Source organism: Chitinophaga sp. Hz27 (genome assembly GCF_042263525.1).
Lineage (GTDB): Bacteria > Bacteroidota > Bacteroidia > Chitinophagales > Chitinophagaceae > Chitinophaga.
On sequence record NZ_JBHKFJ010000004.1, the window covers coordinates 339602 to 360662 of the forward strand.

The 21061-nt window shown below is 43.4% G+C and carries 18 protein-coding genes; 7 read left to right on the forward strand and 11 right to left on the reverse strand.

Going from position 1 to position 21061, the window contains the following annotated elements; translation table 11 throughout:
* Positions 1–26 precede the first annotated feature (26 nt).
* The 5 genes from ACE38W_RS10940 to ACE38W_RS10960 all read right to left on the reverse strand — a co-directional run bounded on the left by ACE38W_RS10940 (position 27) and on the right by ACE38W_RS10960 (position 7308).
* Entirely contained in the window at positions 27–641 is a 615-nt protein-coding gene (locus ACE38W_RS10940; protein ID WP_375830812.1) for a c-type cytochrome, read from the reverse strand.
* An 82-nt stretch (positions 642–723) separates the two neighbouring features.
* A complete protein-coding gene (locus ACE38W_RS10945; protein ID WP_375830814.1) occupies positions 724–1317 on the reverse strand; it encodes a DUF3341 domain-containing protein in 594 nt (197 codons plus the stop codon).
* A gap of 48 nt (positions 1318–1365) precedes the next feature.
* A complete protein-coding gene (gene nrfD, locus ACE38W_RS10950) occupies positions 1366–2802 on the reverse strand; it encodes an NrfD/PsrC family molybdoenzyme membrane anchor subunit (protein ID WP_375830816.1) in 1437 nt (478 codons plus the stop codon).
* A 109-nt stretch (positions 2803–2911) separates the two neighbouring features.
* A complete protein-coding gene (locus tag ACE38W_RS10955) occupies positions 2912–5971 on the reverse strand; it encodes a TAT-variant-translocated molybdopterin oxidoreductase (protein WP_375830818.1) in 3060 nt (1019 codons plus the stop codon).
* A 71-nt stretch (positions 5972–6042) separates the two neighbouring features.
* Positions 6043–7308, reverse strand: a complete 1266-nt coding sequence (locus ACE38W_RS10960; protein ID WP_375830820.1) for a c-type cytochrome — start codon at positions 7306–7308, stop codon at positions 6043–6045.
* Positions 7309–7779: 471 nt separating this feature from the next.
* Here ACE38W_RS10960 and ACE38W_RS10965 point away from each other — a divergent pair, with 471 nt between their 5' ends.
* The 3 genes from ACE38W_RS10965 (at position 7780) to ACE38W_RS10975 (ending at position 9910) form a co-directional block, all read left to right on the forward strand.
* Positions 7780–8523: a copper resistance protein NlpE N-terminal domain-containing protein gene (locus ACE38W_RS10965; RefSeq protein WP_375830822.1), complete on the forward strand. Its 744-nt coding sequence runs from the start codon at positions 7780–7782 to the stop codon at positions 8521–8523.
* Positions 8524–8624: 101 nt separating this feature from the next.
* Complete coding sequence (purN, locus tag ACE38W_RS10970) at positions 8625–9191, forward strand: phosphoribosylglycinamide formyltransferase (RefSeq protein WP_375830823.1); 567 nt, start codon at positions 8625–8627, stop codon at positions 9189–9191.
* Between the two features lie 38 nt (positions 9192–9229).
* Positions 9230–9910: a hypothetical protein gene (locus ACE38W_RS10975; RefSeq protein WP_375830824.1), complete on the forward strand. Its 681-nt coding sequence runs from the start codon at positions 9230–9232 to the stop codon at positions 9908–9910.
* Here ACE38W_RS10975 and ACE38W_RS10980 read toward each other — a convergent pair.
* The 3 genes from ACE38W_RS10980 to ACE38W_RS10990 form a co-directional block, all read right to left on the reverse strand.
* The gene (locus ACE38W_RS10980; protein WP_375830826.1) at positions 9897–12353 is read right to left on the reverse strand and encodes a TonB-dependent receptor domain-containing protein; all 2457 of its coding nucleotides are present in this window, start codon (positions 12351–12353) and stop codon (positions 9897–9899) included. The genes ACE38W_RS10975 and ACE38W_RS10980 overlap by 14 nt on opposite strands.
* Before the next feature lie 131 nt (positions 12354–12484).
* Entirely contained in the window at positions 12485–13669 is a 1185-nt protein-coding gene (locus ACE38W_RS10985; RefSeq protein WP_375830828.1) for a GTP-binding protein, read from the reverse strand.
* A 12-nt stretch (positions 13670–13681) separates the two neighbouring features.
* On the reverse strand, positions 13682–14095 hold the full coding sequence (locus tag ACE38W_RS10990; protein ID WP_375830830.1) for a MerC domain-containing protein: 414 nt from the start codon (positions 14093–14095) through the stop codon (positions 13682–13684).
* Positions 14096–14321: 226 nt separating this feature from the next.
* Here ACE38W_RS10990 and ACE38W_RS10995 point away from each other — a divergent pair, with 226 nt between their 5' ends.
* Together ACE38W_RS10995 and ACE38W_RS11000 are read left to right on the forward strand one after the other, a co-directional pair.
* Entirely contained in the window at positions 14322–14948 is a 627-nt protein-coding gene (locus tag ACE38W_RS10995) for an SCO family protein (RefSeq protein ID WP_375830832.1), read from the forward strand.
* A gap of 9 nt (positions 14949–14957) precedes the next feature.
* Positions 14958–15392: a Fur family transcriptional regulator gene (locus ACE38W_RS11000; protein ID WP_375830833.1), complete on the forward strand. Its 435-nt coding sequence runs from the start codon at positions 14958–14960 to the stop codon at positions 15390–15392.
* A 109-nt stretch (positions 15393–15501) separates the two neighbouring features.
* Here ACE38W_RS11000 and ACE38W_RS11005 read toward each other — a convergent pair whose 3' ends face one another.
* The 3 genes from ACE38W_RS11005 to ACE38W_RS11015 all read right to left on the reverse strand — a co-directional run bounded on the left by ACE38W_RS11005 (position 15502) and on the right by ACE38W_RS11015 (position 19683).
* Positions 15502–17226, reverse strand: a complete 1725-nt coding sequence (locus ACE38W_RS11005; RefSeq protein WP_375830834.1) for a M3 family oligoendopeptidase — start codon at positions 17224–17226, stop codon at positions 15502–15504.
* 71 nt (positions 17227–17297) lie between these two features.
* Positions 17298–17972 (reverse strand): DUF5606 domain-containing protein, encoded by a 675-nt coding sequence (locus tag ACE38W_RS11010; RefSeq protein ID WP_375830836.1) that lies wholly within the window; start codon positions 17970–17972, stop codon positions 17298–17300.
* Between the two features lie 94 nt (positions 17973–18066).
* Positions 18067–19683, reverse strand: coding sequence for a hypothetical protein (locus ACE38W_RS11015; protein WP_375830837.1), 1617 nt, complete (start codon positions 19681–19683; stop codon positions 18067–18069).
* A 13-nt stretch (positions 19684–19696) separates the two neighbouring features.
* Between ACE38W_RS11015 and ACE38W_RS11020 the strand changes: the two genes are divergently transcribed.
* Together ACE38W_RS11020 and ACE38W_RS11025 are read left to right on the forward strand one after the other, a co-directional pair.
* Positions 19697–19837, forward strand: a complete 141-nt coding sequence (locus tag ACE38W_RS11020; protein WP_375830839.1) for a hypothetical protein — start codon at positions 19697–19699, stop codon at positions 19835–19837.
* Positions 19838–19934: 97 nt separating this feature from the next.
* Complete coding sequence (locus ACE38W_RS11025) at positions 19935–20924, forward strand: aspartate-semialdehyde dehydrogenase (protein ID WP_375830841.1); 990 nt, start codon at positions 19935–19937, stop codon at positions 20922–20924.
* Positions 20925–21061 lie beyond the last annotated feature (137 nt).

Consider the following 21061-nt stretch of genomic DNA (forward strand, 5'->3'; position numbering starts at 1 on the left):
TACTTGTTTGAAATTCAGTTTAACTCTTACTTTTTAGCTGCTGCGCTATCGGTCGCTGCTGGTGCTGCGGCAGTAGCTGCCGGTGCAGAAGCAGGAGCATTTTTGCTCTTAATATAAGCAGCAATTTTCCAGCGTTGTTCTCTGTCGAGCTGGCTGGCGTAGCTACCCATCATGTTAAAACCATAGGTCATTACATGGAACAGGCGGCCTTCAGTATAAGCTGCTTTAGGACCGGAAGCCAGGTTAGCAGGAGCGGCAGGGTAAGGACCATCACCACCTTTGTAGAGAGGACCGTTACCGTCCATTGCTGTACCGTGACAGATACCGCAGTAGATATTGAACAAACGTTCACCTTCCTGCAGATCAGCAGCTGTGATAGTCAGCGGATTTTTCACCAGATTAGCCAGAGCAGTATCTGATTCTTTCAGATGGTATGGTAATACTTCACCTCTTTTTACTGTTCCTTCCACTGGTTTCATACCTGACAAACGAGCACTGTAAAATTCGTACGCACGGGATTCATACATGTCTGGCATATAAATCCTGCCGGGCTTTCTGTTGTGCTCCCCTCTGTTACATGCTGTCAGGAAAGCTCCAGTTGCCAATGCGGCTACAATCAATATGTTGGAAGTCCTTTTCATCAGAATTTATTTAACTGGTAGTTGCTTCATATTGTTGTTACAATCTGTAACAACTACCACTGTCGTTTTTTGCTGTTTTTAATTACGCGTTTACAGGTTTTACCTTACGGAGATAAGGCTCATCATCCTTATCGAATCTGCCGAACCACCAGCCAGCTTCAGCCTGCTGCTCTTCGATATCATGAGCGCCGGCAGCTTTAAGGAAGCTTTTCACTTCTTCTGCGTTAGTTTTTTCGGTCACTTCGATCACCATTACAAACTTATCATCAGTTTGTCTTGGGTGGAAGATGTGTTTTTTAACACCTGGCATGACTTGACAAAGCCAGCAGAAAGTCATCACCATACCAACAGCTGCAAAAAGTACTGTCAGCTCAAATGTGATTGGAATGAAAGCTGGTAATGGGAAGTGAGGCTTACCACCGATGTTCAGCGGCCAGTCTACGTTAAATACCCAGCTCATAAATGATAATGCCGTAGTAGTACCGGTAATACCGTAAATAAAACCGGCTGTGTGCAGGCTGGTTTCCCTCAGGCCCATCGCGTGATCAAGGCCGTGCACAGGGAAAGGAGTGTACACATCGTGTAATTTGTAACCAGCTGTACGAACTTTCTTTACCGCTGGAAACAACACTGCCTCATCGTCAAACAACCCTACAACAAATTTTTTAACAGCCATATATTTAAAAATTCAAAGTCTAAATAATTAATTCTGTCTTTTAGTCTATTAGTGAGCGTGAGCAACGTCGTGAGCGAATTTCTCATCACTTTCTTCTTCGTATACTTCCATTTTCTCTTTGAAGTTTTCACCAGAAGTTTTGAGAACAGATTTGATCTCTGCTACTGCAATTACTGGGAAGTACTTAGCAAATAAGAAGAAGCATGTGAAGAACAGACCGAATGTACCCATGTAGAAACCAACTTCTGGCCAGGATGGACGATAGTAAGACCAGCTGGATGGGAGGTAGTCACGGTACAGTGAAGTACAGATAATTACGAAACGTTCGAACCACATACCGATGTTTACGATGATAGACATTACGAATGTTACCATTACGTTTCTTCTCATCTTACGGAACCAAAACACCTGCGGAGAGATTACGTTACAAGTCATCATGATCCAGTAAGACCAGCCCAGAGGACCTGCTGCACGGTATTTGAAGAAGGTTGCGAACTCGTAAGGGTTTGCACCGTACCAAGCCATGAAGAGCTCAGTCAGGTAAGCACAACCTACAACAGAACCTGTCAGTACAATTACCTTGTTCATGGCTTCCATGTGACCAATGGTAATGTATTCTTCCAGTTTGAGGATTTTACGAGTGATGATCAGGAGGGTATTTACCATCGCGAAACCAGAGAAGATCGCACCAGCAACGAAGTAAGGAGGGAAGATGGTGGTGTGCCAACCTGGGATTACAGATGTCGCGAAGTCAAAAGATACGATAGTGTGTACGGAGAGTACCAGTGGAGTAGAGAGACCAGCCAGTACCAGTGACAGTGCTTCGTGACGTTGCCAGTGTTTTGTAGAACCTGTCCAACCGAAAGAAGCTACACCATATAATAACTTACGCAGTTTAGTTTTTGCTCTATCACGGATGGTCGCGAAATCTGGCAAGAGACCAGAGTACCAGAACAACAGTGATACAGTGAAGTAAGTAGAGATCGCGAATACGTCCCAGAGGAGCGGAGAGTTAAAGTTAACCCATACCGGACCGCGGGTGTTAGGATAAGGCAGGATAAAGAATGCCATCCATACACGACCCATGTGAATAATTGGGAACTGGCCGGCGCACATTACCGCGAAGATGGTCATCGCTTCTGCTGCACGGTTTACCCCAGTACGCCATCCCTGACGGAACAGCAAGAGGATAGCGGAAATCAGCGTACCGGCGTGACCGATACCTACCCACCATACGAAGTTGGTAATATCCCAACCCCAACCGATGGTTTTATTCAGATTCCAAACACCTACCCCGAAATAGATCTGCCAAAACACTGAAAATGCGCCGAAGCCCAACAGTGCAAGGGATATAAAAAAGCCTACATACCACAATTTTCCAGGCTTAGCCTCGATAGGACTAATGATATCTTCCGTTACCTGGTGATAATCCTTAACCCCGTCTACTAAAGGTTCTCTCAGTGTGGATTCGTATTTTAAATGCATATTCTATAAGCTTTTAGCTGCTAGCTTCTAGCTACTAGCCTTTGTCTTTTGTTATGATCTCAGATTCTGTAACTTCTTTTTTCCTCTTAACGAATTCCCGTTAAGACCATTAAGCATGGTGTGCTTCTTCCTTGTGAGCAGCTTCTTTTTCTGCTTTAGGTTCAGCATCCTTGTTTCTGATCTTAGCCAGGTAGTTGATAGAAGGTAATACGTGGGTTTCTTCCAGCACGTAGTACATTCTTTCTGTCTGTTCCTCGTTACGGATCTTGTAGATTGCGCTGTTTTTATCGTTAACGTTACCGAATACGATAGCATCAGCGGCACAAGCTTGCTGACATGCAGTTTTAGCTTCACCGTCTTTCATTGGACGACCAGCTTTCTTAGCAGTCAGTTTAGCATCCTGCAGGCGTTGTACGCAGAATGAACATTTTTCCATCACACCACGGCTACGAACCACTACATCTGGGTTCAGGACCATGCGGGTCAGGTTATCGTTCATATCAGCAACATCATACAGGTTGTTTTCGAAGCTATCAGCACCATTCCAGTCTCTCCAGTTCAGACGACGAACTTTATAAGGACAGTTGTTAGCGCAGTAACGTGTACCGATACAACGGTTGTAAGCCATCTGGTTAATACCTTCAGAGCTATGGTTGGTAGCACCAACCGGACAAACGTTTTCGCAAGGAGCGTTATCACAGTGTTGGCACAGCATAGGCTGGAACACAACTTCTGGATTGTTCTCATCACCGCTGAAGTAACGGTCGATGCGGAGCCAGTGCATTTCATGCGCTTTCACCACTTCTTCTTTACCTACAACGGATACGTTATTTTCTGCCTGACAAGCAATGGTACATGCACCACAACCGAAGCAAGTGTTCAGGTCGATGGACATACCCCATTTAATACCAGGGTAAGAGAAGTTAGGATACAGGGTAGCATCTTTGCGGAAATCTTTACCAAATTTCAGCAGCTCTTCTCTGTCTTCGTTAACTTCTTTAGGATTTGCTTTGAATTCGTCAAGGGTTGTTTCCTTGATGATTGGACGACCTTCGTAGCTGTTGTGTGTCTGAGTCAGACCGAGTGCATATTTAGCACCAGTTGCAACCGGAGCTTCAGCAGGAGCGAAGTAGTCGAAGTTCTGACCATTGAAGCTTACAAAAGGATAAGCGTTTTTACCAATACCACCGGCAGCTCTACCAGTTTTTTCGGAACGGCCATAACCTACTGCGATAGCGATCACTTCTGGGTGCATACCTGGAAGGATCAACAGTGGAAGTTCCACAGTTTTACCGTTAGCAGTAATTTTCAATACTTTCTTCTCAGCGTTGATTTCATAATCATCGCCCAGTTCAGTAGAGAATGTTTTAGCAACTGTGTTGGAAACACAAGCGTAGTTATCCCAGGTAGCGCGGGTGATAGGATCCGGCATTTCCTGTAACCATGGGTTATTTGCGAGTCTACCGTTACCGATAGATACTTTTTCGTACAGTACTACTTCGAATTTGCCACCTTTTACGCTACCAATTTTAGCAGCAGCGCCAGCAACATCACCGGAGAAGGAACCACCACCCATAGCCGGAGCTGTGGTTGGTTCTACGATACCATCCTGCAGTGCTTTATCCCAAGCTTCAACACCACCCAGTTTAGCGATCCACTCATTTTTCAGGTAATCTACCCATTGAGTAGTGTTACCAGTCCAGGTCAGGAAAGTATCCTGTGCTGCACGTGTTTTGAAGAGAGGAGCGATGGTAGGCTGAACGAAGGAGTAGTAGCCAGGTCTTGCTTCTGCATCATTCCAGCTTTCGAGGAAGTGATGATCAGGAGCGGCATATTTACATTGTTCGGTAGTTTCATCTACGCGGTCGTTGAAGGAAACGGTGAGTTTCACTTTTTTCAGACCGTCAACGAATTTAGCTGCGTCGAAGTAGTCGTAAGCAGGGTTAGCGCCATAAACGATAACAGCACCAATGCTGCCAGCGTTCATATCGCTTACCAGTTTCACCATTTCAGCGTCGCTACCCTGGCGATAGTTGCTTGGGTTAGCTAAGTCGATGGTAGAACCATATGCACCAACTGCGTTGTTGATAGCATTAACGATGATTTGAACATTCACATCGTTAGAACCGGAAACTACCAGTGATTTACCAGCGGTTTTCTTCAGTTCAGCTGCTGCTTTCTTAACGCCTTCTTGCAGTTTAGCATCTAATGCTGGAGCGGAAACGCTGCCACCTACTGCTGCCAGCAGGGCCAGTGCAACTTTACCAGTTTCAGATGGCTTGTGAGTATATCTTTCATCCGCGTTAGCACCGGTCAGGCTCATGTGGCTTTCGAACACGAAATGTTTAGACATTTCTGGGTTTTTAGCATTGATCTTACGGGTGGTAGCGAATTGTTTAGAGTATTCAGCAGGGTTTAACCATGTACCTAGGAAATCGGCGCCGAGGTTCACTACAGTCTTCGCATTTTCGAAGTGGTAGCTAGGAACAACTCTTTTACCGAAAGAAGCCTGGTTTGCATCCAGCATACCGGAGTATGAAACTGCATCGTAAACCACGTGACGGGAGTTAGGATATTTCGCCAGGAACTCACCGATTACTTTTTTAGTAGTAGGGCTCAGCAGTGTGCTGCTCAGCAATACTACAGGTGCACCACCGAGGCCGGAGAGTGCTGCAGTAACTTGTTTGTCAAGTTCTGCCCAGGTAGTTTCGTTACCGCCGATAGTAGGGAAACGCAGACGAGCTACATCATATAAGCTCAGAACAGCACCCTGTGATCTAGCGGTGGTAGCACCACCAGTTATAGAAGAAGAAGTATTTCCTTCAATTTTGATAGGACGACCTTCGCGGGTTTTAACCAGCAGTGGCAGGTATTCACCATCAATAGTGTAAGAAGAAGCATAATAGTTAGCTACACCCGGCGTGATTTCTTCTGGCTTGTTCACATAAGGGATAGCTTTCTTTATCGGCGTTTCACAGCTAGCCGCGATAGTTGCAGCGGCAGTGGTGAACCCCAGGTATTTCAGGAAATCCCTGCGGGGGGTAGTAGCATTCAACAGGCTTTCACTCTCAAACGGCAGTTCTTCACTGAATTCGTTCTTCACAATTTCCTGATGCGCATCGGTATTGTGCAACTCCTCCAAGCCTTTCCAATACTTTTTTTGCTCCATGTTATATTAACGAGTTACGTTTATAAAATTTGATATCTTCTGATCTGAGATGACAAATCTCTAAATCCTTCCTAGTAGTGACATTTTTGACATTCAGTACCACCAACCATTTCAACGGTTACGCTATCGATCTTGCCTTCTTTCATATCCTGATGAAGTTTCTCGAAGATGCTGTAGTAGTTGTTATCAGCAAACTGAACTTTGGTTGTACGGTGACAGTTGATACACCAACCCATGGACAGATCAGCAAATTGATGAACTTCGTCCATTTCGGTGATTGCACCGTGGCAGGTCTGGCACTGCTGTTTTCCAGCCACTACGTGTTGAGAGTGGTTAAAGTATACGTGGTCAGGCAGGTTGTGGATTTTAGTCCACTCGATTGGACGACCAGGTTTAGTATACTTCTTAGACTCGTTATCCCAGCCTACGTAATCGTATAATTTTGCAATTTCGGCAGTACCGTCAACTTTCTTGCCTTCTGCTGTAAACAGCTCAGGACCAGAATAGCTATTGATAGCTTTGTGACAGTTCATACAAATGTTCTCAGAAGGAATCATCGCGGTCTTAGATTTCTCAGCACCAGCGTGGCAGTACAGACAGTTGATCTGGTTGATACCTGCGTGCACCTTGTGGCTGTAGAAGATCGGTTGCTCAGGCATGTAATCTTTCTGACGACCCAGGTTGATGGCTCCATTTATAGTGAAGTAACCACCTACCATGAACAACACCAGAATACCCAGCGCGATGTAAGCTTTGTTTTTGTAGAAAGGAACAGGTTCCGGAGTAGCGATACCTTCTTTATCACCAGCCAGCTTATTCAGGTTGCTGTTGATTTGCATGAGGATCAGCGCTACGATAGCCAGGATCAAGGTGATAATACCGAAAAGGAGGCTGTTGTCAGCACCTTTTTCAGCAGTCTTTGCTTCACCTACAGTCTCTTTCGGACCAGTACCTTTAGTCTCTTCAACTTTTACATAAGCCAAAATGTCGTCGATCTCTGCATCACTCAATGCAGGGAACGCCGTCATAGCTGTCTTATTATAATCATTGAAAAGCTGGTTGGCATATTTATCACCAGACGCCAACACTGCAGCAGAATTGTGGATCCACGCATGCAGTAATTTCTTATCGGCCCACCTGCCTTCAACACCTGCGAGAGCAGGCCCTGTTACGCGCTTGTGGACATTGTGACATGAGGCGCAATTCTGTTGGAATAATGCTTTACCATTGTTTGGATCCGCTGCTTTAACGGATGAAAACGGAATTACTATACTAGCGCATAGAATAAGCACACTCACAAAATGCTTGCGCAAAAGAATGGAAACACGACGATACACAGCCTATATAGTTTAGATTTGACCTAAAGTTTCTTAAAAGTGCGAGCAAAAATAAGACAGAATGTTGACAATTTACCAACAAATAAAAAAATTTATTGCCGTAAAAAATGCCAACTATTTACTACTTTCCGAGCATTCTACTGGTATATAGTCTTACTACTGGCCTTGTCTACAGTCTTCTAACATACATCCAGCCTGATATTACCTATTTGAAGAAGGAAAATTTTCCAGCAAAAACGCCAACGCCTATATATATAATATGGACTACGCCTGCCTGAGGATATAATTATATTATATGCAGTTTGAAATTTCATAAGGCATCCCTATATCCACACCAACTGCGTAAAACCTCACATTACCATATAATAATATTGTGCTTTACGCCACTTTAATTGGTTCGAGTACCTTAAATTTACCTTAATAACCTGCCACCTTCTCATAATGTTCATTAACACCCGTAAAAAATTATCCATGCATAAAATCCTTCTATTCGCCGTATTCGTAGCCACTATGGCTGCTTGCAACAATCCAAGCACGCAGGAAAAACAAAAAGAAGCAACTGATAGTACAGGGAAATCTCCCGTAACCCATCTCACCGGCACCTACCAAGGAACCTTACCCTGCGCGGATTGTCCAGGCATGGACTACCAGATATCCCTATACGATGATCACACCTATAGCGAATTAAGGTCATACCAGGGACGAGGTCAAAATATGGCAACTGTCGAAACAGGCACCTGGAAGGCCGTTAACGACTCTATCGCCATGCTGGAACAAAAAAATGACAGCACCTCCTTCCTTGCATCAGCAGGAAAACTCATTCTCCTTGACAAAGCAGGCAAACGTATTGAAGGGGTCCTGGCTAGTAACTATGAACTGAAACCTGTGGAAGGAGGAGACATGAGAACCCTCCTGGCTGAGAAGAAAAGCAGTGGCGTGAATTTCTACGCCTCCGGCAACGAGCCTTTCTGGTCATTGGAGCTTGACAAAAAGAATATCCGATTCAAAACCGCCAACGGCGATAGCGTCTATATACCATTACCCGGCCCGGCCACCTTCACGGATACACTGAAAATCTATAAAACATCCCAGATCACTATTAATATAAGGAGTACCTCCTGTGCGGATGATATGAGTGGGTTCATGAGACCTAATACCGTACAATTAACAATTGGTGACAAAACTTATTCCGGTTGTGGACAGTTTATTAAATAGGTAGCTATCTTGCCAGGGAGGAGACGTACTGGATTACCTGATTACAGCAGGTCTTCTCCCGGATATATGCTACTTTTGCAGCTGATTCAAATCCAGCAACATTGAAAAATATCGCAATATTTGCCTCAGGAGCAGGTAGCAATGCACAGAAGATCATCGATCACCTCAGGGATTCACAGGACGGAAAAGTTACGCTGATCGTTTGTAACAAACCAGGCGCCGGTGTTTTACAGATTGCTGAAAAAGAAGGCATCCCCGCTGTCCTGATCGAAAAAGAACCATTCTTCCGCGGCGATACCTACGTGAAACTGTTACAGGAAAAAAATATAGACCTCATCGTGCTGGCAGGATTCCTCTGGAAAATCCCAGCTAACCTGGTGCAGGCATTTCCAGATAAAATTATCAACATACACCCTGCCCTTCTTCCTAAATATGGCGGAAAAGGCATGTACGGACATTTTGTTCATGAAGCCGTGATCGCCGCAGGTGAAAAAGAAAGCGGTATCACCATTCACTTCGTCAATGAGAAATATGATGATGGTGCACCAATCCTACAGGAACGTTGTGTCATCACTTCAGAAGATACTCCGGAAACGCTGGCAAAAAAAGTGCAGGTACTGGAACACCAATGGTTCCCGGTAATTGTGGAACGATTATTGAAAAAATAATCCTGCCCGTCGGCCTTCCAACCTAACCCTTCAACTGTATGAAAAAGATACTACTATCTTCCTGGCTGTTACTATCCTGCATCGTTGTTGTTCATGCCCAGGACAGTAAATCTTTCCATAGAAATACCTACATCAAGGTGAATCCCACCACGCTTATTAATGAGCTGGACATTTACCTGGAACAGGAACTTTCAGCTAAAGTAAGCCTGGAACTAGGTATCAGCGGTATCTATACAGATTATCCGGATTATGTGCTGACAAAGAAAATTGACTTTGGACAAAAGAAACCAGACATCAGCACTGAACAATTCGTAAATGGGAGAGGGTTAGGATTTCGCGCAGGCGTGCGGTTATACCTTTTTTCACGAGACCTCTCACCTTCAAGAGCAGCAGGCACCTACTTCGAGCCAATGCTTTTTTTTAAAAAAGTATTCTATCCTAACGAAGATGTGACCATTAACAACACCGGCTATACGAACCAAGGGACGAAGGATGTATATGGCATTCAGATACTTCTGGGCAGGCAAGTCAATAAGGATAAGGTTGTACTCGATCCATACGTAGGGTTAGGCCTGCGTGGTAAAGTATATCAAACCACTACTTTCCACGCAGGTGATAATAATACGGTAAATACCAGCGACGGTCGTCTTGTAAGCGTTCTTCCGAGCATTCAACTCGGTATTAAGATTGGCCTCAACCTCGCTCCTAAAAAGGAATAATCATTTTCATACTAATATTTCTTCCCATATTATAAATGCCATAGCGCCCACTGGGTGAGGAACTATAATATTCAAAATATTTCAGTCGGTTCATATTTGCCTGATAAGCTACATCAAACAAATTTTCTGCTTGCAGGAATAATTCTGCCACCGGCTTTTTCTGCTTATTTATAATACTTGCCCCAACTCCCATATTCACAAGTGTATAGCCTGGCGTATAGGTTTCCGTATCATCGACGCCATAAAACCTGGACTGTGCAGCAAATATATCCACACCCGCTCTTACATAAGCTCCGCTAATCCATCCCCATGGCTTCGCTGCTGTAAGCTTTACATCTGATCGTATATGCATAGGCGGTATAAACGGAAGATACTTTGCTTCCTGTCCATATTTATCACGCAGTGTTTGATTTCTATTCAACCCCTCCGTATAGGCGACACTGTTATTCCAGCTAAACCATGACCACCTTCGTGGATGTAAGTTTATAGCTAACTCGGCGCCATATAGTCTTGCTTTGGATTGTTGATAGCTATATGTTGTATTCCCAGGAACAATTATAACAGGATCGTTATTAATATCGTATAGTCGTGCCTGATAGATATAATTTTGAATGTTATTGTTGAACAACTCTACGCTTATATCCATATCAGGTAAGTAAGCAAGCAATCCAATATCTTCCTGTAAACTAAACTCCGGTTTAAATGACCTGTTGCCCAAATAAACAATATGAGCGCCCGGATCCAGGCCATTAGAGCCAATTTCCGTGATATTTGGTGCGCGGTAACCTCTTGCTATATTTCCTTTTACCAATATACGCTGACTAATATTCCAGGTGATCCCCAAACTTCCAGAAACACCTGTATAAGTGTGTGTGAAGGTTGGAAACTGTAAAGAAGCGTCAGCAGTATCTTTTGTATGATAATTAAAACCTGTAGATTTATCTGTATCTACATAAAAGTCACTCCAGTGAATATTTCTATGGTCATAACGTAAGCCGCCGGAAATATCTAGTTTACCAACAGACCGACGTGCGAAGAAGAATCCTCCAATGTCGAACAGTTCATAATCCGGAATGGGAAAGTCTGTAGCAGCCTTACTTCTATTAGTTTGGTACATGCCATTAATACCAACTGCTGTTTCAAATCCAGCTACAGCCGGCATGATATAACGTAAATCGTAGTTGAGTGTATTCAAAACTACGTATAGCCCTGCCTGTGATGGATATACCGGATGATTATATTCTCTTCTGATGCTTTGCTGAAAACCAAGTGTAGTAGAGAGTTCGCCTTTTCCCAGCCTGAACATACTTTTGTTATAAGCCCGGTAATGCTGAATATGCTGGTGCAAAGGGTTTAATCGATAAGTTTTCAACTGATCATCAGGCACAATCGGGCGATTGCGGATATCATCCTCTTCACCTTCAGCCACCTGCCGGGTGAATTTCCTCGTCAGCGAATCTCGGCTACCATCAGGGATTTCCTGCATATTATCGTACAGTGTAAGCCCCCAATGTGTATACCCCCATTTCTTATCTGTATGCGCCAATGCGGAAATATTATATTCCCTGAATGCAGTTCCATACACGTAGCCGTCTACGTTATTCTTATAATTATGCGCAGCACGTAAACTCCCTCTCAATGCAAATTTCCAGTCATTCTTCTGGTAAGCAAGCCCCAGGGAATTTCCAATCATTCCATTGTTGGTTTGATATTCAGTAGTGAAATTACCACTGAGTTTCCCTGGTGGAGGAGTTGGAATATCTGGAATAATATTGATAACGCCAGCCAGTGCATCAGAGCCATAGGTAAGACTTGCAGGACCTTTCACTACTTCTGCACGGGCAACGCCATACTGATCAATTTCGATACCATGTTCATCTCCCCACTGTTGGCCTTCTTGTCGAAGGCCATCATACAAGGTTAGTACACGGTTGTATCCTAGCCCACGTATAAAGGGCTTGGAAATATTAGGGCCGGTGGTGACAGCGCTTATGCCAGGGACGCCTTTAACAATCGCGTCTATCAGATTGCCATTTACCTGCTGATTCATTTCTTTTTTCCCCAGAATAGCAATGGGCACAGGATTTTTTCTGGCTATGGTGCTGTGTGATACACCAGTAACTACCACTTCATTCAGTTTCGAAGGATCTTCTTCCAGGGAGATGTCTGGCATAGTGTGGATACTTGCTTTCACGGTGTATTTCATCGATTTGGTCTGGTATCCTACCATGGAAATATTAAATGTATAATCACCTGGCTTTATCGCAAAAGTAAACATACCGGATGCATCGGTAACGGCACCTATGTGCAGCGCCGGTATGGATACAGTTGCAAATTGTAAGGGTTTTCCATTGGAAATTATTTTTCCTTTCAGTTGTATTTGCTGGCTATAGGCAGACAAGGCAAATATTTGTATAAACAGTACAGTAAAAAATTTCTTCATCTTCAGATCATATTGCTTTTTAAAACAGGGTAATGGATAGTAACAAATTTTTAGACTTCCGAAGCTAATTTTTTACAAATCTATATTGATTGATTTAAATCTACTTTAATTATTTTTTAGATTAATCTAAATCAATCGATCAAAAAAGGGTCTTTAAAGTATTTACCCTGTAAATAGGACAGTACCTCAGTTGCTGTACAGAGGCAGCTTTCCAAGGATTTTTCGATTAACGGCTGATCCAGAAATTGACCAATTATAACGAGTTCGTTGTATCTATCGGCGAAGTGTTCGTCCCATCGATCATTGATCATTTGTAATGTTTCATCATCAACTTGCCAGCGGTGCCGGGGTATGGCGCACCACCAGTAACCTGCTTTTTCAGCTCTGACAGAACCACCTGCCTGGCTCCAGTTTACAGCAACTTGTGGCCGGGATGCCAGCCAGAACAAGCCTTTGCTTCTGATAATATTTCCGGGCCATTGCTCATGGATGTAGTGCCAGAATCTTTCGGGATGAAATGGCTTCCTGCTTCTGAAAACGAAAGAAGAGATGCCATACTCCATCGTTTCAGGAATATGCTCCTGCTCTAATTCGGCTTGCCAGCCGGCACTTTGGGATGTCGAGTCGAAATCGAACTTTCCTGTATTCAAAATTTCACGCAGTGGAATTTTACCAAAAACAGATTCTACTATTGTGGCGCGGTTATTCAATCGCTGAATAAGATTTTTTAGCAGTCCTAACTGTTCATCATCTACCAAATCACATTTATTTAAGATGATTACATCCGCAAATTCTACTTGATCAGTAAGTAGATTTACGATGGTACGATGATCTGCATCATCTTCTGTCAAGGCTCTATCATGGAGTCTTTCAGCGCTATTAAAGTCTTTAAAGAAATTAAAAGCATCTACCACTGTTACCATGGTATCTAGTTTGCTAATAGCGGATAGATCGATATTATTTTCTTCATCTACATAACAAAAAGTTTGTGCAACAGGTATTGGTTCTGAAATACCAGTGGATTCAATTAACAGGTAATCAAACCTATTTTCAGCAGCTAGCTTTTCTACTTCTATGAGCAGGTCTTCTCTTAGTGTACAGCAAATGCAGCCATTGCTGAGCTCTACCAGCTTTTCTTCTGTTTTATGCAATACTTGTTCATTTCTGACGAGTTGTGCATCTATGTTTACTTCGCTCATATCATTCACGATAACGGCTACACGAATATTTTCGCGGTTATGCAGTACGTGATTCAGGACAGTGGTTTTCCCTGCGCCGAGAAATCCACTCAGCACCGTTACTGGTAACTTTTTCATATGTAGGTTCTTTTAATTCACGGAGGAAGCATGTTTGTGGGTGGCACAAGTTCTGTTGTGGCGGATGTTCATTACATGAGCGATCACGATGGCGCTAGCGCCGATAGTAATGACAGTGGCTTCCCAGGCCGCTGCCCAGTGCAGGAAATGTCCTGCAACCAGGCAAATGAAACCCAGGATAAACAACAACAACGGCTGTGACTTTCTGTGTCGGAAATAGTACCCTCTGCCCAAGGCAAAACTTCCAACAAGAAAAGAGAACGACAACATTACGTACTCCATCCACCCGTGGCCTGTCAATGATATTCCCAGCAGGGGGATGGCAGTGATGAACAGCGGGAGCAGGGCACAATGCACGGCACATAAAAGCGACGCGCCTATACCCAGCGCATCCAGGTTCAATCTTGCAAACAGTCGTTCTCTCATCTTTTATTATTTCAGCCGGACAAAACTATGTAATTTTGCAACAATGTTGCAATTAATTTTTAAAAGTTTTTAGCTAAAATGATCTTCTATCAAAACATAAATATTTTTAATAATTGTATTTAATTGATAAATAGTAACAAAAATGAAAACAAACGCTAATTCTGGGGCGTATCTTTAGTATATGCTACCTTTGTATATCGTTCAAAATATTTAGAGGAAACAACTTATGTCAAGTAAAGCAAAAGGTTTATTAATATTCTTTGCAGTGCTGAGTGTGGCATTTCTGGGATATGCAGGATATGTAATCAAAGGAGAAAGAGGAACATTCCTGGGCGTGGAAAAACTGCCAGTAATAGGAGCGCCTGGACATACTGTACCAGGGTTTTCATTCACAGATCAGGAGGGCAATACCCGTACACAGGCAGATGTTAAAGGCAAAACCTATGTTGCGGAATACTTCTTTACTACCTGTACCGGTATTTGTCCGAAGATGAATGCCAACATGGAAAAAATATATGCTGAATATAAAGACAATCCAAATTTTCTGATTTTGTCGCATACCGTTGATCCTGAACATGATAGTGTTCCTGTATTGAAAGAGTATGCTGCAAAACATGGCGCCAACAGCAAAAACTGGTGGTTCCTCACTGGCAATAAGGTAGATTTATACAGATTGGCGCGTCAGGGATACCTGGTAGATGATGGTACGCCGAGTGGCGATGAAGATTTTGTGCACACACAATGGTTTGCATTGGTAGACAAAACTGGTCAGATTCGTGGTTTATACGAAGGAACCAAAGATAAAGACGTTTATAAACTGATTGCCGATATAGACAGGTTAATGAAAGAATAGTTTTTGATTATGGGCAACAAACAACAAATAGCAGAAAGAATCTCCGCCTTACTGAAGGATAGCAAGCTTAGCGTGACAGATACCAGAACAAAAATCCTGGAACTGTTTATGAAGAGTGATGGCGCGCTTGAACATAGCGATTTTGAAAAGCTTGCCGGTAAATCATTCGACAGAGTAACTGTTTATCGTACCCTTCAAACATTCCTTGATAAAGGAATCATACATAAAATTCCTACTACGGATACGTCTGTACGTTATGCCGTTTGTAAATCGGAATGTACAGAACATCATCATCATGATCATCACGTGCATTTCCGTTGTGAAGCATGTGGCAATACCATATGTTTGGATGAAACGAACGTACCTGATATCCAATTGCCAAAAGGCTTTGCAGCACGTAATGTAGAGGTTGTAGTGAGCGGGGTGTGTAAATCTTGTAAGTAGATAATTTTACTAATAAAATAACTAAGCCACGGATAAGACAGTATGTTTTATCCGTGGCTTTTTTTATAGGTTATATCTGGAGGAAATCCCCAGCAATTTAATTGATCGGTTATCCGATTTTGTCCATTTCCACTTTTACAAAATCTACCAGTTCTTTTACATATGCAGGGGAGAAGTCAAACTTGATTCCTGCTGCGTTATAGAGTTCTGGTAAAGTTTTGGTGTTACCCAGACTTAGCGCATTAACGTAGTTATCTAATGCTTGTTGTGGATTTTCCTTATACTGTTTCCACATAGCGATAGCGCCTAACTGTGCAATACCATATTCGATATAATAGAATGGCACTTCAAACAGGTGCAGCTGACGTTGCCATGCGATAGACTTAATATCATCCAGGCCAGACCAGTCAACAACGCCCGGAGAGAATTCTTCCTGGATTTCGTTCCATTTAGCAGTGCGTTCGGCAGCGGTATGGTTTGGATGTTCGTATATCCAGTGTTGGAATTTATCGATGATGGCTATCCATGGGAAGATGGTAATAGAGCGTTCCAGCTGTTGGCGTTTTGCGCGGCGCAGTTGTTCTTCATCATCAAAGAAGATATGCCAATGGTCCATTGTGAAGAGTTCCATACTCATACTAGCTACTTCAGCGATTTCCATTGGATATTCTTTGAAGGAGCTTAATGCCAGGTGATGGCTGAGGAAGGAGTGTACTGCGTGGCCGCCTTCATGTACCATGGTAGTCAGATCTTTCATCTGGCCGGCAGCGTTCATAAAGATAAATGGCACACCAGTTTCTGCGAGTGGACAGTTATAACCTCCGGGGGCTTTTCCTTTACGGCTTTCGAGGTCCAGGCGCTTCATTTGTTTCATTACGCGGAGGCAGTTACCGAAGAAAGGTCCCAGCTCATCAAATGTTTTGATGGCTTTATCTACAAGTTCTTCACCAGTATGAAAAGGTTCAAGCGGTGTGATGCCAGCAGGTTCGGCCTCTCCATCCCAAGGACGCAGGGTATCCAGTTCCAGTTTTTGACGTTGTTCATCGAGGACTTCTTTTACCAAGGGTACGATGTGCGTTTTCACAGCTTCGTGAAACTGGAAGCAATCTTCTTTGGTATAATCGAATCTACCCAGTTCTTCGAATTTATAATCACGGAAGTTTTCAAAGCCGGCATTGAGTGCTACCTGGTTACGTTTGGCGATCAGGCTGGAGTAGAGATTATCCAGTGCTTCGCGGTCTTCCAGGCGGCGGTTGCCTGTTTTCATGAAAACTTCTTCTCTTAAGGCTCTGTCGCTTCCTTGCAGGAATTTCGCAGCTTGTTGCAGCGTATATTCCTGACCGTTAATATTAACAGTTTGTTTTCCGGAGATAGCGCCGTATTGCTGCGCCATTACACTGAGTTCAGCAGAGAGCGGAATATTTTCTTCCCTAAACAGTTTGATCTGTTTCCGGGTATTACGGATATATGTTTTATAAAGGTCCTGGTCCAGGTCTTTTACAAAGGGGTTGTCCAGGAATTTTTTGTTGAGTGCATCAGCGTAAGGCTGGAGTTTAGGCTGAATTTCCATGCAGAAGTATGCGAAGGCGTCTTCTAGCGATTTATCGGTGGTATCGCAGGTCATTCTTATCTGGCGCCAGCAAGCATCTTCGCTGATAACAGCTTCGAGTTCGCTGATGTCTTTGAGCCATTGTTCCAGGTCATTTACGTTATTGATCTGACGTTCCTGCAGCTTTTCGAAGTAAGGCTGCAAAGCATCCCAGGTGGTCACGGAAAAATCTTCAGGGAGATAGTGACGGGGAAGTTTCTTTATATCTGCGGTTAAATTCTTCATCTTACTAAAATAAAAAATTCCAGGCATCCCTTAGGTTGCCTGGAATAATAGTTATGTTAAAATCTGGAAGATTATTCTTCAGATTTCTTTTTACGAGGTTTAGCGGCTTTTTTAGGCTCTTCACCTTCAGCAGCTTCTTCTTTTTTAGGGGCAGCTTTAGCTTTTTTAGGTTTTTCTTCAGCAGAAGCTTCATCACCTTCTTCCTTCGTCGCTTTTTTAGCGCGAGGTTTTTTAGGTTTTTCTTCCGCTTCAGTTGCTTCGGCAGGAGCTTCAGCAGCCTTTTTAGCTTTTTTCTCAGGAGCAGGAGCTGCTACTTCTTCTACAGCATCTTCTTCTCCATCACCGTTAGCCAGAATTTCTTCAAATTTCAGCAGGTCATTTGATTTGAGGATAGCAAACCATTTAACCATTTTCTTCATATCACTTACGTATACTCTTTCTTCGTCGAATTCAGGGTAAACGCTTTTGAAATAGGCTTTAATTGTATTGTTATCAGCTTTAGCATCCAGTGGAGGAAAAGCTGCAGCTTTTTCGTCCATGGCTTTGAAAACTTCTGCCAGGTTTACGTTTTCGCCAGTGGTAAAAACTTCAATACTTTCCAGTGGAGTAAAATTATGCACGCGGGAAGACACAAACCTTGTGCTCTTATCTTCCAGTGACCTAACGATGGCGCCATCTTGTTTACTGGCAACTAACTGAAACAAACCGCCCAATCCGGTTACTGCAACAATTTCTCTGTACTGCATGTTCAAATTTTTAGGAAGCGCAAATATAAATAATTATAATAGATTGCCCGCTGACAAATTGACCTATAAGAGTCGCCGGTGTCAGGAGGCTGGTTCAATTCAACTTTCGTGCCAGCACGACAGGCTGTTTCCAGCGTCTGATGCGGCCTTGGGGGTTAAATATTTCGATAAAAAATATATAAACACCTGCCGGCAAAAGTACTTTTTTTTCATCATATCCATCCCATGTGAAAAAACCAGTTCCTGATAGGGGTAAATTCCTGGCTATAGATCGTATAGGCCTACCTGTTACATCATACACTATTACATTCGCCACCCACAGCTGATTCCCCAGCATATATCTGCATTTTGCCAGCTGCAAATTATCTGTATTTCCTGGGGTAAAAACAGGGGTACTGCAAGTAACTTCCACTGTTTCGGTGCTGTCCGGACTCACTTGGTTCATCCATCCTGGGCTGGCATAGCCAGTAGCTGCAGTGGATGACTGCCAGTTATCCGCATTGGCGGCCGGGCGCTCAAAACTAATTCGCTCCAGTGAGATGCCCTTGCTATTGGAAAACAGAGAGAACTGCCAGTCACCATTGTACCAAATCTCCTCTAACATTGTACTATCAGCGGTCAATAGCCTTAATCCGCCACCACCCACATAGGTCAGCGGCATATTTAATTCCTGGATAGCTCCTGGTTCCTTGCAGTTATAGCGGTTGCAAAGTTGCAACGCATCAGCAGTAAAAGCGATACAACGGCCTGGCATCAGCAATCTTCCGTTGGTGCTGAGCAGCTTAGGTATATCAGTCCGCCCATCCCCGCGAATATTCTGGATTTTCAGGGATTGTAAATTAACGGCATGAGTGCCGTTATTATAAATCTCTATAAACCCTGGCGTACTGCCACCAGGATCAAATAATATCTCACTAAAAAATATCTGTCCAGGTTTAATTGGGTCTGGCAATTGGAAAGATTGGACCACCTTTGTTCCCCTAAGGCCCAGGCAATTATCTAAACCATTGACGGTGATATTGTATTCCAGACCAGGTTTTAGTGGGGGATTACAGGTAAGCAGTGCTGCATTGAAAAGAGGCGCCTGTATTTCCACTTTCAATGGCCGGGCAAGTCCTAAGGCAGGTTGTTCTATGAGATATCGTTCCGGTGAAGCAGCTGCCATACTATCTAAGGTTTGGGAGAAGTAGAGTTGTATGTGACTGGAATCCGCTGCTGCTATGTAGTACAGGACAGGCCCGGAAATATTTTCCAGTTTTCTGGCGGCGGCATTCGGCAGGCCGGGCGTGCCGCCCGCACTAGCGGCACCTGCCATCCAGTTGGGCTTATCAATGCAGGGCACTGTCGCATCAATCATCTCCAAACTATAACCACCTTTACTATAATCGGTACTGCCATACCAGGATTTATTATAACTCACGGCATGGATAATATTACGTTGCTGGTTATAGAAAACGATAGTGCCTGTGTCATCTGGGATAGCGGGCCACTTATCTATTCCCAGTACCAGCGGGGCCTGGAAGCTATCTTTTGCTGCAGCGGGACAAACCAGTAGGAGCTGTGCCGGTGGCAAGGCGACATCTGGTAAAATGATATCCCGTTTATTGACTGCTATAATACAGCTCTTAAGGGTTATAATTTCGTGGGACCGGTTAAAAAGCTCCAGGTATTCAAATGGCGGCAATGCTCTGGAAGGGGTTGGCTTGGCCATAATTTCCTGGATAATGACATCATTGGCCGAAGGCCGAATTGTATCAACTGGGTTACAAGCCACACTGGTGGCTACTAAACAAACAATGGGCATCAACATAACAAAAATAATTGGTATACGTGAAGCTATGCTAAATTTTGGCGGCCTTCCTTAATTACATGTTAACAGAGCGCAAAAAAATTTAGATATTATGAAAAGAGGCGAGTATATATTAATTTTGAACTTCTAAAAATTTAAAATTTACAAACACAATGAAAGTTGCCGTAGTAGGAGCTACCGGATTGGTAGGCTCAAAAATGTTACAAGTTTTGACAGAAAGGAATTTTCCTGTCACAGAATTGATTCCAGTGGCTTCTGAGAGGTCAGTAGGTAAGGAAGTAACATTTAAGGGCAAGGGCTATAAGGTGGTTAGTGCAGATACGGCAATTGCCATGAAACCAAACGTAGCAATCTTCTCTGCAGGCGGTAGCACTTCTTTGGAATGGGCTCCTAAATTCGCAGCAGCAGGTATTACTGTTATCGATAACTCCAGCGCATGGAGAATGGACGCAACCAAAAAATTGGTAGTTCCTGAAGTTAATGGTGATGCTTTGACTCCTGAAGATAAAATCATTGCTAACCCTAACTGCTCTACTATTCAGATGGTAATGGTGTTAAAACCATTACACGAAAAATATCACATTAAAAGAGTGGTGGTTTCTACCTATCAGTCAGTAACTGGTACCGGCGTTAAAGCGGTTACTCAGCTGATGAACGAAAGACAGGGTATTCAGGGTGATATGGCGTATGCTTATCCTATTGACCTGAACGTAATTCCTCAGATTGATGTATTCACAGATAATGGTTACACCAAAGAGGAAATGAAGATGGTGAATGAAACCAAAAAAATCATGGGTGATGATCATATCCTGGTAACGGCAACGACTGTACGTATCCCAGTAATGGGTGGTCACAGTGAAGCGGTTAACATCGAATTTGATAAGGAATACGAATTGGGTGATATCCGTACTGTACTCGCAGCAACTCCTGGCGTGATAGTAGTAGACAATCCTGCCAAAGCGGAATATCCAATGCCTAAAGATGCGCACGACAAAGATGAAGTTTTTGTAGGTCGTATCCGTAGAGACGAAACCCAGCCTAAAACTGTGAACATGTGGATAGTAGCGGATAACCTGCGTAAAGGCGCTGCTACCAATGCCGTGCAGATCGCTGAGTACTTAATGGCTAAAAACTGGTTATAATCATACTGTTGTGTTAGGCATACCGCCCAAATCGTTTATGCGACACAGTGATATCTGACACGACTATACGAGATTATATTTATAAAACATTAAAAGCAAGTGGATTACCACTTGCTTTTTTTTATTCATATAGTTTG

Excerpts from the sequence above, each read along its gene's own strand:
- ACE38W_RS10940 (WP_375830812.1), bottom strand. The coding sequence starts at position 641 with ATGAAAAGGACTTCCAACATATTGATTGTAGCCGCATTGGCAACTGGA.
- ACE38W_RS10945 (WP_375830814.1), bottom strand. The coding sequence starts at position 1,317 with ATGGCTGTTAAAAAATTTGTTGTAGGGTTGTTTGACGATGAGGCAGTG.
- nrfD (WP_375830816.1), bottom strand. The coding sequence starts at position 2,802 with ATGCATTTAAAATACGAATCCACACTGAGAGAACCTTTAGTAGACGGG.
- ACE38W_RS10955 (WP_375830818.1), bottom strand. The coding sequence starts at position 5,971 with ATGGAGCAAAAAAAGTATTGGAAAGGCTTGGAGGAGTTGCACAATACC.
- ACE38W_RS10965 (WP_375830822.1), top strand. The coding sequence starts at position 7,780 with ATGCATAAAATCCTTCTATTCGCCGTATTCGTAGCCACTATGGCTGCT.
- ACE38W_RS10975 (WP_375830824.1), top strand. The coding sequence starts at position 9,230 with ATGAAAAAGATACTACTATCTTCCTGGCTGTTACTATCCTGCATCGTT.
- ACE38W_RS10980 (WP_375830826.1), bottom strand. The coding sequence starts at position 12,353 with ATGAAGAAATTTTTTACTGTACTGTTTATACAAATATTTGCCTTGTCT.
- ACE38W_RS10985 (WP_375830828.1), bottom strand. The coding sequence starts at position 13,669 with ATGAAAAAGTTACCAGTAACGGTGCTGAGTGGATTTCTCGGCGCAGGG.
- ACE38W_RS10990 (WP_375830830.1), bottom strand. The coding sequence starts at position 14,095 with ATGAGAGAACGACTGTTTGCAAGATTGAACCTGGATGCGCTGGGTATA.
- ACE38W_RS10995 (WP_375830832.1), top strand. The coding sequence starts at position 14,322 with ATGTCAAGTAAAGCAAAAGGTTTATTAATATTCTTTGCAGTGCTGAGT.
- ACE38W_RS11000 (WP_375830833.1), top strand. The coding sequence starts at position 14,958 with ATGGGCAACAAACAACAAATAGCAGAAAGAATCTCCGCCTTACTGAAG.
- ACE38W_RS11005 (WP_375830834.1), bottom strand. The coding sequence starts at position 17,226 with ATGAAGAATTTAACCGCAGATATAAAGAAACTTCCCCGTCACTATCTC.
- ACE38W_RS11010 (WP_375830836.1), bottom strand. The coding sequence starts at position 17,972 with ATGCAGTACAGAGAAATTGTTGCAGTAACCGGATTGGGCGGTTTGTTT.
- ACE38W_RS11015 (WP_375830837.1), bottom strand. The coding sequence starts at position 19,683 with ATGGCCAAGCCAACCCCTTCCAGAGCATTGCCGCCATTTGAATACCTG.
- ACE38W_RS11020 (WP_375830839.1), top strand. The coding sequence starts at position 19,697 with ATGACATCATTGGCCGAAGGCCGAATTGTATCAACTGGGTTACAAGCC.
- ACE38W_RS11025 (WP_375830841.1), top strand. The coding sequence starts at position 19,935 with ATGAAAGTTGCCGTAGTAGGAGCTACCGGATTGGTAGGCTCAAAAATG.